This window comes from Enterobacter sp. C6, from assembly GCF_008122455.1.
GTDB lineage: Bacteria > Pseudomonadota > Gammaproteobacteria > Enterobacterales > Enterobacteriaceae > Enterobacter > Enterobacter pseudoroggenkampii.
Window position 1 is genome coordinate 1 of the sequence record NZ_QPFW01000140.1, and the last position, 10650, is coordinate 10650.

Below are 10650 nucleotides of genomic sequence, written 5' to 3' on the forward strand. Positions count from 1 at the left end.
CAGCGACGACCGCGACGCGCTGCGCCGCGCGGCCCACAAGCTGCGGGGAGAAGCCGTCACCCTGGACTTCAGCACGCTCGCACAGCAGCTACAGGTGCTGGAAAGCGACGCTCATGCGCTGGATAGGCAACAGCTTGCAGCCCTGAATGAAAACCTTCGCCAGGAATCGCGGCGCCTGACGGCATGGCTCACCGCGCGCGGGGTAAACGCATGATGACTCGCAACTGCGCGCTGCTTCTTGCCCTGTTGGCCCCCCACACGGTGGCGAACTCTGCGCCGGTCAGCTGGTCTCTGGCTGGAGAATGGCAGGTTCAGGACGCAAATGACAGTGCGCATCCTGCTGCATCAGGCTGGCGCCCGCTTCAGGTTCCTGCCAACTGGTACAGCGCCGGGTACGATCACCAGGGCGCGCTGTGGTATAAGCACGCGTTTTCCCTGCCCGTGCAGCCCCCCGACGTAATGAGTACCCTGGTGTTTGACGGCGTCGATTACCTTGCAGAGGTGACGCTGAACGGCCAGCCGCTGGGCAAGCATGAGGGCTATTTTCAGCGCTTTTCGCTGGATGCCCGTTCGGCGTTACAACGTCACAACCAGCTCGTGGTCAGGGTCGACAGCCCTTACGAAGATCCCACTAAGGTCTGGCCGCTGCATAAAACGCTCATGAAGGGGATCCTTAACCAGCATGACACGCGTCCCGGTGGGGCCTGGTCGCCGCAAGGACAGGACGCTAACTCAGGCGGCATCTGGGCACCGGTCAGGCTGCATCTTAGCCGGGGCGCTACCCTTGATGAGACCATCCTGCGGCCCGACTGGACGCAGGGGCTGACTCGCCCGGCGCTAAAGGCGGAGATACGCTATCGCGCGCTCGGTCAGGGCCCGGCGACCGTGCGGCTCACCGCCACGCCCGCCAATTTCAGCGGCAAGCGCTATCAGGCTGTCTTTCCGGTTACCCTCGAAAGCGGCGCCCATTCCGTGCAGGTGACGCTGCCCATGCCGAAGGCAAAACTGTGGTGGCCGGTCGGTACGGGGAAACCGCACCTGTATACCATTCGCGTGGCATTGCGCGATGAAAACGGCCTGATGGATACTGCGGTGACCCGCACCGGCCTGCGCAAAATCGTTGAGCAGCCCGACAATAAAGGCTGGCTCATTAACGACAGACGCCTTTTTATTAAAGGCAGCAATTACATCGGTTCCCCCTGGCTCAGCACCATGACGCGAGAAAAATACCGTCGCGATCTTCGTCTGGTGGAGACCATGAACGCTAACGCCATACGCGTGCACGGACACGTTGCCGGGCGCGCGCTGTATGACGTTGCCGATGAGATGGGGATGATGATCTGGCAGGACGTCCCGCTGCAGTGGGGCTACGACAGCCGTGACGCCTTTACGGAAAACGCGGTTCGCCAGACGCGGGAGATGATCGAACAGTTTGGCAATTCCCCCGCCATCATCGTCTGGGGCGGGCATAACGAACCGCCCTGGAATTCGCCGTGGATGGAAAAACGCTTCCCGGACTGGAATAAAGATCTGAATCGCGAGCTCACGCAGCGGGTGGCGGACACGCTCGCCGAAGATACTTCCCGCATCGTGCATCGCTTTTCCGCCGTTGAGGAGCATTACTGGGCGGGTTGGTACTTCGGTACCGTGCGCGACATGCTGACGCCGGCTAAAACGGGGATCATTACCGAGTTTGGCGCGCAGGCGCTTCCCCGCTTATCGACGCTAAAAACCATCATCCCGGCGGCGTCGCTCTGGCCAAAAACGACCGCCGCTGACGATCCCGGCTGGACCGTCTGGAAATACCATAATTTTCAACCCTTCCAGACCTTTAAGTTTGCCGGTATTCCGCGCGGGAAGAATATTCAAGAGATGATCCGCAATACCCAGGCGTATCAGGCGCGGCTGGTGGCCACGGCGGCCGAGAGTTATCGCCGACAGCGCTACCAGCCGGTGACGGCCCTGTTCCACTTCATGTTTGTGGAGACCTGGCCCTCCATCAACTGGGGCGTGGTGGACTACCTGCGTAAACCTAAAGCCGGGTTTTACGCGCTACAACGTGCGTACCAGCCTGTTCTGCCGTCCATTGAACCGGTCACTGCGCAGTGGAAATCCGGCACGGCGGCGACCGTGCGTCTGTGGGCCATCAACGACACCTGGAAACCGTGCAGCGAGTGTCGTCTGACCTGGCGCATCACCCAGCGCGATAAGGTGCTGGCAAAGGGCAAGATGACGATGACGATCGCAGCAGACTCGGGAACGATGGTTAAAATGCTTACGGCCACGCCCGCAGGCCAGGATGACGTGTCGATTGGGTTTACGATTAAAAACAGTGTGGGAAGAATTGTCGGCGAAAATCAGCGCACGGAGTCCGTCATAAAGTGAGCGAGGGGAAAAGGAAAATTGCCGCTTCCCCTGCTTTCTTGTACCCTTTCAGCGTTTACCCCAATCCCCTAAAAATCGAGACATCCGGACGCCTATGACTGCACATATTTCCAAAGATCCTTTGCATGGCGTAACGCTGGAGATGATGATCAACGCTCTGGTGGCGAAATATGGCTGGAGCGAGTTGGGCGACCGCATCAAAATTAACTGTTTCAGAAAAGACCCCAGCGTTAAATCGAGCCTGAAATTTCTGCGCCGCACCCCGTGGGCGCGCGCGGAAGTGGAAGCCCTGTATCTGGACTCTCTCAACGATGAGGGAAATACAGAGCAGGCGGCGCCCGCCTTTAATCCCTGGGCCAACAGTCGGATTATCAAGAGCTAATACGCAAATGACGCGACACGTAAAACGGATCGGTGCGCTGGCTGCCTGCGCGCTTTTACTTGTGAGCTGCTCCTCAAAACCACCGAAATCGCTGGTGACCCCTCTCCCCACCGTCAGCAAACCGACGCCGCAGGCAAACGTGCCGATGCGCGGCATCTGGCTGGCGACCGTCTCGCGTCTCGACTGGCCCCCGGTCGCGTCGGTGAATGGCCGCAGCGCGGACCAGCGCATCGCGATGCAAAAGCAGGCGCTGATCGCAAAGCTCGACAACCTTAAGCACCTCGGCATCAACACGGTGTTTTTCCAGGTGAAGCCGGACAGCACGGCTCTCTGGTCATCAAAGATTCTCCCGTGGTCGGATATGCTGACGGGCAACGTCGGCGAATATCCGGGATACGACCCGCTGCAGTTTATGCTCGATGAAGCGCACAAGCGCGGCATGAAGGTCCATGCCTGGTTCAACCCCTATCGCGTGTCGACCAACACGAAGCCGTCCACCATCGCCGCGCTAAACCGGACCGCCTATCAGACCCCGTCCAGCGTCTATGTTCAGCATCCGGAGTGGGTGCGCATCTCAGGCGACCGCTTTGTGCTCGACCCGGGCATTCCCGAGGTGCGGGACTGGATAACCAAAGTGGTGACCGAAGTGGTGGCGAACTACCCGGTAGACGGCGTGCAGTTTGATGATTACTTCTATGCCGAATCGCCGGGCTCCGCGCTGAATGATTCGCAGACCTGGCGGCAGTACGGCCAGGGATTTGCCTCAAAAGCCGACTGGCGAAGGCACAACACGCAGCAGCTGATCGTCCAGGTCTCCCGCGCGATCAAGCAGACAAAGCCCGACGTTGAGTTTGGCGTCAGCCCGGCGGGGGTATGGCGTAACCGCTCCTTTGACCCGGCAGGCTCCGACACACGCGGCGCCGCGGCCTACGATGAATCCTTCGCCGATACGCGTCAGTGGGTGCAGCAGGGCCTGCTGGACTACATCGCGCCGCAGATTTACTGGCCCTTCGCGCGTGATGCCGCGCGCTACGACGTGCTGACCAGATGGTGGGCCGACGTGGTGAAGCCGACCCACACGCGCCTGTATATCGGCATTGCGTTCTACAAGGTGGGCGAACCGTCGAGAAACGAGCCAGACTGGACGGTTCAGGGCGGCGTGCCGGAGCTGAAAAAGCAGCTCGATCTCAACGATTCGCTGCCCAACGTCAACGGCACTATTCTGTTCCGGGAAGATTACCTGAACCAGCCGCAGACCCAGCAGGCGGTAAACTACCTCCGTGGACGCTGGGGTAGCTAAGTGATTACCAGGCAGAAACGCCCGTTTCTGCCTGTATTTTTTTACGGCTTCGGCCCGAACATCGCCTCGAGCTGCTGCGCATCCGGCATTCCCACCACCTGCTGCAGCTCATTTTCCGCATTCAGATAGTAAATGGCCGGCGTGGCGTTAGCGCCCAGGCTGTCCATCAGCGCCTGATGTTTCTGTAGGATCTCAACCGTTTCGCGGGAAGCCTCGCCTTCAGGCTTGGGCAGTTTTTTGCCGCCGGAGAGCTCATATTCGCGCCAGGCCGCAACCGGATCTTTCGCATTCAGAATCGCCGAGGCGTTACGTCCGCTGTTGGGGTTGAGAAACGCCACCAGCAGCGTGTTGAGCTGTACCTTGCCCGCCTTCACCCACGGCTGTGCTTCGGCCCAGAACTGCTTGCAGTACGGACAGAACGGATCGGCGAAAACAAAGACTTTACGCGGGGCGTTATCCGCCCCTTCCTTCAGGGGATGCGCCGCGTTGAGGTTCTTCCACATCTCGCGGCCCATCGGGGCGTAGATCTCTTTCTGGAAATAGCCTTCGCTGAGGTTCTTCCCTTTGTCATCATAAAGATATCCCGAGATCACGTGCTTGCCGTCCGGCGTAAGAAAAAGCGTCACGCCCATATCCTGATACTGCCCCAGCCATGCCGGTGCGCCGCCAGGCGCATCCAGCTTCTTGATGATTTTGATGTTCTGCTGCTCGCTGAAGTGCTTCACCACATCCGGTATGGCTTCAGCCGCCTGTACCAGCCCTGACGTCGCCAGCGCCGAAAGTAACAGTAATTTTTTCATTTCCCTCTCCGGTTTGTCGGGGGCATCACGCCCCCTTCAGGTTAGCGGTTTTTCAGTGCTTCACTGACCATTTCGTCGAACTGTTCGTACGGCACCCAGCCGGGCAGCAGCCCCTCGCCGATAAGCGTGGCAGGCGTGCCCTGGATCCCCATTTTTTCCGCCACAATGAGGCTGCGCCTGATCGTCAGAAAACTCTCCTCGTCCGGCGTCGTCACGCTCACGCCCGCCCGCTTTTGCGCCTCCTGAATGCTGGCATCATCGTGGTACCCCTTTTTCGCCATCAGAGTGTGGTTCAGCTTCATAAACTGCTCAGGATGCGCACGCCAGACGGTTAACGCGTCTCGCGCGGCGGTCAGCGAACTTTCCGAGCGGAAAGGTAAAAACTTAAAGACCACCGCCACGTCCGGGTATTTTTCGACAATCTTCTCCAGGTACGGATCGAATTTTTTACAGTACGGGCAGTTGTAGTCGGTAAACACCACCAGGGTGAGCTTTGGGTTTTTCGCGCCGATGCGCGGGGAGTTCGGATCGTTAAACAGGAAGTCAGCGATCATCTTCTGCGCGCGCTGCTCCTGGTCCGGCGTCAGCGGCTGGCCAGCAAATACCTGAAGCGGGGCCAGCAGGAGCAGAAGCGTAATAAAGAGTTTTTTCATCATACCGTTAGCCTTTTGCATTGTTCAGAGTGATGACCAGGATGCGCTTGTCCAACAGCGGCGAGAGGATTTCCCCTTCAGGCAGGCCGGGACCATACACCGCGTTAAACGGAATGGCGTAACGGTTTCGCTTCGCCAGAAAATCCGCGATAAACGCGGACGGCTGGCTCCAGTCTCCGCGCAGGGCCACCACGTCCGGCTGGCGCAGCGCGGCAATAACATCCGGCTGACTGAGTACGCGGTGCTCGTTCACCTTACACGTCACGCACCAGTCCGCCGAGATATCTACAAACACCCGTTTCCCCTGCGCCAGCCCCTGCTCAATGGCCTCTTCACTGAGCGGCTGCCACGAGATGGTTTGCGCAACGTTTTGTGCCGGTGCGTCAGGCGGCGCGTTAAGCAGACCGCGCAGCTGATACCCGCCGAACGCCGACAGCGCGATGACCACCAGCCAGAACAAGGGTGAGGATTTTTGTCCCTTCAGCGCGAACAGCACCAGCGCAGCGGCAGTCAGCGCCAGCATCACGATCTGGCTGACCGCCTCGCCCAGATGCACGCTCAACAGCGTCGCCAGCCAGAGGCTGGAGGCCAGCATCATCATGCCGAGGATGACCTTGAGCGTGTTCATCCAGCGCCCGGGTTTCGGCAGCAGCATGGCCGTTTTCGGTACCAGGGCAACGAACAGCCACGGCAGACTCATGCCCACGCCGAGCATCAGGAAGATCAGCCACAGGGCGTGCAGCGGCGCGCCAAGGGCAAAGGCGACCGCGGTACCGAGGAACGGTGCGGAGCACGGCGTCGCCAGCAGCGTGGCGAACATCCCTTCGCAGAAGCTGCCGCCGATCCCCGCTCCCCCTGCCGTCGCCAGCCGTCCTGCGGCAGAAGAAGGCAGCAGCATTTCAAACGTCCCAAACAGGTTCAGCGCAAACAGGAAGGTCACGGCGACCATCAGGCCGATAAACCACGGGTTCTGGAACTGAATGCCCCACCCCAGCGACGCTCCGACCAGCTTCAGCGCGGTGACCATCCCGGCCAGCAGCATAAAGGAGGTGAGGATCCCGGCGCTGGTGGCCAGAAAGCGCAGCCTGATGGCGCGGCTGTCCGATCCCGCCAGCAGGATGCTGTTAAGCTTCATGCCCATCACCGGCAGCACGCAGGGCATCAGGTTCAGGATCAGCCCGCCCAGCAGCGCAAAGAGCACCATTTTTCCCGTCCCGTCCGGCACGGAGGTCTCTTCGGGCGCGGTCGCAACGGTCATGGTGGTTTGCTGCGCCCGTTCGCCGTTGGTCAGCACAAACGACAGCCTTTTGCCTGCCAGCGAGGCGGGTTTATCACCCCATTCGTCGGTCACCGGTACCGTCACCCGAAGCTTAGTGCCGTCGTGTTTAATGACCGGCTCGCCGGGCAGAATATCGCCCTCCAGCGGGTCAAAGTAGATCCCCGGATTGTCCCACTTCCCGTCCGTCGTGCCGGTAATCGCCAGCTTGTCGCCAGAGAGCCAGGCAGAGAGATCCTTGGATACGCCAGACGTGCCCGGCACGGCTCGCATCGCTTGCCCGAAGGCGCTACGGAAGCCCTCATCCACCGGCTGGGTAAAATCGAGATGCAGCGGGTAGTCCGTCAGCAGGCAGACGTTGCTGCAGGTAGAGAGCGTCAGCGTCCCGTCGAGCGTGTCGCCCTTCGCTCCATCGAGCGTAATCGGGATCGTCACCTTATCGTGATAGCCCTGCGTGGTCATGCCGGAGATATCGAAGCGCGACGGCACCGGCCAGGACCAGCTGTCCGTTACGCCTTCCGGCCAGCTGATTTTTGGCGCGACGCCGCCCTCGCCCGGCGATCTCCAGTAGGTTTTCCAGCCGGGCTTTAGCTCAACGGTGAGCAGGCCTTTAACATGCGTTTGTTCCCTCTCCGCCTGAAAGCGGATGCGGGCGTGATCGTTTTGTGGGGAGACCAGCCAGCCGGTGTCCGCCGCATGGACAATGCCGATGCAGGACAGCCACAGGAAGACGAATCCCCTGAAGAGGTTAACCATGTTGTACTCCGTGAACAGTGAAAAATTATCGTGTGGTGACGATGTTTTTCATTCACGGAAAACGCAGTTTTTAAGGTGTATTCGGGGAGGAGGTGCCTGAACGGGCTGTTCCACGGGAGCCAATGCCCGCCCTTGCGTCAACAGCTGCAGCAGCGCGAAGAAGATAACAATGGCCGGCAGCGCGCCGTCGAAGAACAGCGGCTGCGCGCAAAGCAGCGAGTGTGCGCCGAGCTGACACGGCGACGGGCCGGGTTGTTCAGTGCTGCTGGTTTGAGCCGGGGCATCTGCACTCAGCGAAATCTGCGGATCCAGTCCCTGTAAAAAATGGTTTAGCATCACCGCACGCTGCACGAGGCAAAGCGCCATCGCGAGACAGGTGATAATCAAAAGCCATTTTCCGAGGAGCTGACGGTTGCGCATAACGTTCCAGAGTGACAAAACGCCCCGATCATAAACCATAGTGATGAATCTACAAGTGCCGGAAGTGTAAGGTTTTGTCTGCCGCCGCTATTCGCCCGTCAGCGCGTCATAGACGTCCCGCAGCCGCGTGCGCAGAAACAGCACCGCCTTATGCTTGCGGGATAACAGCGCCTGTTCGCTGGCGCCGGTCTCCTCTGCCAGCATTTTAATGCTGTAGCCATGAAGTTCGGTCTTCTCAAACACCTCGCGCTGCGGCGACGGCAGTTCAGACAGCGCCTGCCCAAGCTCTTCCCACAGCAGCGTCTTGAGGTACTCCTCCTCCGGCGTGTGCGGTACGCCGAACAGGGTTTCGGCCAGCTCGTCTTCCGGGAAACCGTCGTCATCTTCGCCCGTAAAATAGCCGGAGAGCGGCACCTCGCGCTTTTTACGCGCCCGGTCGGTCATCTCGTTACGCGCCGCGCGGAACAGCCAGGCGGCGACGTTTTCGACCGGCTGCTCCACTTTCATCAGCTGATACGTCACTTCCTGCAAAATGTCGTCGGCATCATCGCGAACGGAGGTCCGCCCGCGAATGAAGGCTGTCAGCCGGGCGCGGCAGGCATTGAGCGCCGACATCAGCATGGATCCGCCCGCCTCCCCGGCTTTCATTTCGCTCACTCTGCTTCCGGCGCTTTTGACGTGGCGTCGTCGCGCTTATCGTCACGATGACCATGCCAGCCGCAGTGGCCGCGGCCGTGGCGACCAAACCCTTCGCGGCGCTGCTGAATAAACGCCTCGCGCTGCTCGGGCGTCATGTTCATCCAGCGCTCGTGCATCCGGCGGTGCGCGCCAAACATCCCCGGGCGGAAACCTAACCCACCAAACAGAATGCGGCTCAGCACCAGAATGCCCAGCGCCTGCCAGAATCCGATGGCCTTCACACCGAGGATGGCCGGGAGCAAGGCGTTCCACAGAGTCATCACCAGCAGGCCGAGCACGATGAAAATCACCGCGCCAATGACTAAGCCCTTGCCCATGCGGTGGCGACCAAATCCGCGTCCGTGACCTCTGCCGTGCAGTTCAAAATCTCTCATGGTGTTTACCTCGTTTACAGTAACTGATTATGGCTTGTGATGAGGTAGACGGATGAGGAAGGGAAATATTGCTGGGATGAATATAAATTTTTTTGTGCTGCCGAATTTGGACTCATAGCGGTAACGGCTGGCGGATGCTATGCGTCGCTTGTAGGCAAATCACCGCGTATGAAGAATTCGCTTAACCAATGCGATAGCAATGACGGCCAGTATGATTGAAAGCAATGCCAGGAAGATGAGCAAGGATAATAGTGGATTTAACAAGCCACCTAAACTAGTGAAGTCGCTGATACGGCCGAGTTGCTCGGACGTGCATACACGCAGAATGATCTCAGGGATAATAAGCAAAAATATAATTACGGTCAGGACATAAATCAGAGCACTCTTGCGCTTTCCCATTTTCGATGTTGCCCCCTCAATTCATGTTGAGAATTAATTCTTCCAATGCGCGGTTCCGATTTCTGATTGCGCTGCGGTTTACGTTGCCGGTAAAAAACGAAGCTTTTTATTTCCTGAAGCCAATTATGCTGAATTCAGGCGAATCCTCAAAGCAGTTAAGCCATTGCAGGCGCTTGTCCATCATTTAAGACCAGTTAAGCGCAATCTTATGCCTTATTTCCAGGATTTTATCTGCACACTCTGCCGCTGATAACACAGCAGTGTCCAATATGAGATGTTCTCTCTCCCAGGGTTCGTACTCACGGTTTTTTACCTGTCCCCAGTCAGGAGGCGTGAGCCCTGGGATATCAGAGACTCTGTTCTCTACGCGATAACGATGTTCTTTTTCGTCTGAGCAGACAATTTCAACTTCCAGGAAAGGGACATTCAACGACAGAGCAATATTGCGGAAAGCATCTCGCACAAGGTTAATATCATTAACGGAATCGGTCACAACGGTGGAGCCCAGCTTAAGGTTCTCACTCGCTAAACCATAGAGGGCAAAATATCCCTCCGGTCCAATTTTTTGACCAGGTTCAGAGACCGACCGAATGGCCTGCTCAACGGTATCAACCCGCAGATAAACAGCCCCCAGCCTTTGAGTAACGATTTTTGCAACAGTGCTTTTACCACTGCCGGGTAGCCCACTAAAAATAATTAACATAATTTTCCCTGGCGATAATTACTAGTAGATTCGTGCTGCCTGTAGAGACGTCCTGAATTATACAGAAAGGGTTACACCAGATACAAAAAAGGCTCCCCCCAGGAGCCTCCTTCATACCATCAAGCCTGCACCGGCAAACTAAAACTCGAAATACTCCGCGATAGCTGCTGCGCCTGCTCTTCCAGCGAGGCCGCTGCCGCGGCGGACTGCTGCACCAGCGCGGCATTCTGCTGCGTCACGCCGTCCATCTCGGTCACCGCTTGCCCGACCTGGCTGATCCCGCGGCTCTGCTCTTCGGAGGCGACGGAGATCTGCTCCATCAGCGTATTTACTTTATTCACCGATGAAATAATCGAGTCAATCACCTCGCCGGAGCGGCTCACCAGCTCCGCACCATTTTTCACGCTGGATACCGACTGCGCGATCAGGCTTTCGATGTCCTTGGCCGCCACCGCGCTTTTCTGCGCCAGGGTGCGCACTTCACTGGCCACGACCGCAAAGCC

At 58.4% G+C, this 10650-nt stretch carries 12 protein-coding genes; 4 read left to right on the forward strand and 8 right to left on the reverse strand.

Features of this window, described 5'->3' with window-relative positions; translation table 11 throughout:
- The 4 genes from DOU50_RS02800 to DOU50_RS02815 all read left to right on the forward strand — a co-directional run.
- Nucleotides 1–214, forward strand: a 214-nt coding sequence (locus tag DOU50_RS02800; RefSeq protein ID WP_148768747.1) for an Hpt domain-containing protein, incomplete at its 5' end; no start/stop codon positions are given.
- Entirely contained in the window at nt 214–2385 is a 2172-nt protein-coding gene (locus tag DOU50_RS02805) for a glycosyl hydrolase 2 galactose-binding domain-containing protein (protein ID WP_416202937.1), read from the forward strand. The genes DOU50_RS02800 and DOU50_RS02805, both read left to right, overlap by 1 nt.
- 94 nt (nt 2386–2479) lie before the next feature.
- The gene (locus DOU50_RS02810; protein WP_024909521.1) at nt 2480–2767 is read left to right on the forward strand and encodes a VF530 family DNA-binding protein; all 288 of its coding nucleotides are present in this window, start codon (nt 2480–2482) and stop codon (nt 2765–2767) included.
- A 7-nt stretch (nt 2768–2774) separates the two neighbouring features.
- Nucleotides 2775–4067, forward strand: a complete 1293-nt coding sequence (locus tag DOU50_RS02815; RefSeq protein ID WP_148768749.1) for a glycoside hydrolase family 10 protein — start codon at nt 2775–2777, stop codon at nt 4065–4067.
- 41 nt (nt 4068–4108) lie between these two features.
- Here DOU50_RS02815 and dsbG read toward each other — a convergent pair whose 3' ends face one another.
- The 8 genes from dsbG to DOU50_RS02865 form a co-directional block, all read right to left on the reverse strand.
- Nucleotides 4109–4867, reverse strand: a complete 759-nt coding sequence (dsbG, locus tag DOU50_RS02820) for a thiol:disulfide interchange protein DsbG (protein WP_148768750.1) — start codon at nt 4865–4867, stop codon at nt 4109–4111.
- 41 nt (nt 4868–4908) lie between these two features.
- Entirely contained in the window at nt 4909–5520 is a 612-nt protein-coding gene (locus DOU50_RS02825) for a DsbA family protein (protein WP_148768753.1), read from the reverse strand.
- A gap of 7 nt (nt 5521–5527) precedes the next feature.
- Nucleotides 5528–7552: a protein-disulfide reductase DsbD family protein gene (locus DOU50_RS02830; RefSeq protein ID WP_148768751.1), complete on the reverse strand. Its 2025-nt coding sequence runs from the start codon at nt 7550–7552 to the stop codon at nt 5528–5530.
- 48 nt (nt 7553–7600) lie between these two features.
- Nucleotides 7601–7972, reverse strand: a complete 372-nt coding sequence (locus DOU50_RS02835) for a hypothetical protein (RefSeq protein WP_024909526.1) — start codon at nt 7970–7972, stop codon at nt 7601–7603.
- Between the two features lie 87 nt (nt 7973–8059).
- Nucleotides 8060–8620 (reverse strand): RNA polymerase sigma factor, encoded by a 561-nt coding sequence (locus tag DOU50_RS02840; protein ID WP_148768754.1) that lies wholly within the window; start codon nt 8618–8620, stop codon nt 8060–8062.
- A gap of 5 nt (nt 8621–8625) precedes the next feature.
- The gene (locus DOU50_RS02845) at nt 8626–9045 is read right to left on the reverse strand and encodes a hypothetical protein (protein WP_148768752.1); all 420 of its coding nucleotides are present in this window, start codon (nt 9043–9045) and stop codon (nt 8626–8628) included.
- Nucleotides 9046–9628: 583 nt separating this feature from the next.
- Entirely contained in the window at nt 9629–10147 is a 519-nt protein-coding gene (locus DOU50_RS02860; protein ID WP_024909530.1) for an AAA family ATPase, read from the reverse strand.
- 119 nt (nt 10148–10266) lie between these two features.
- Nucleotides 10267–10650: methyl-accepting chemotaxis protein (locus tag DOU50_RS02865; protein WP_228117499.1), on the reverse strand; the 384-nt coding region annotated here is incomplete at its 5' end.

Bases quoted from the DNA above. Each gene is read 5' to 3' on its own strand.
- DOU50_RS02805 (WP_416202937.1), top strand. From the start codon at position 214: ATGACTCGCAACTGCGCGCTGCTTCTTGCCCTGTTGGCCCCCCACACG.
- DOU50_RS02810 (WP_024909521.1), top strand. From the start codon at position 2,480: ATGACTGCACATATTTCCAAAGATCCTTTGCATGGCGTAACGCTGGAG.
- DOU50_RS02815 (WP_148768749.1), top strand. From the start codon at position 2,775: ATGACGCGACACGTAAAACGGATCGGTGCGCTGGCTGCCTGCGCGCTT.
- dsbG (WP_148768750.1), bottom strand. From the start codon at position 4,867: ATGAAAAAATTACTGTTACTTTCGGCGCTGGCGACGTCAGGGCTGGTA.
- DOU50_RS02825 (WP_148768753.1), bottom strand. From the start codon at position 5,520: ATGAAAAAACTCTTTATTACGCTTCTGCTCCTGCTGGCCCCGCTTCAG.
- DOU50_RS02830 (WP_148768751.1), bottom strand. From the start codon at position 7,552: ATGGTTAACCTCTTCAGGGGATTCGTCTTCCTGTGGCTGTCCTGCATC.
- DOU50_RS02835 (WP_024909526.1), bottom strand. From the start codon at position 7,972: ATGCGCAACCGTCAGCTCCTCGGAAAATGGCTTTTGATTATCACCTGT.
- DOU50_RS02840 (WP_148768754.1), bottom strand. From the start codon at position 8,620: ATGAAAGCCGGGGAGGCGGGCGGATCCATGCTGATGTCGGCGCTCAAT.
- DOU50_RS02845 (WP_148768752.1), bottom strand. From the start codon at position 9,045: ATGAGAGATTTTGAACTGCACGGCAGAGGTCACGGACGCGGATTTGGT.
- DOU50_RS02860 (WP_024909530.1), bottom strand. From the start codon at position 10,147: ATGTTAATTATTTTTAGTGGGCTACCCGGCAGTGGTAAAAGCACTGTT.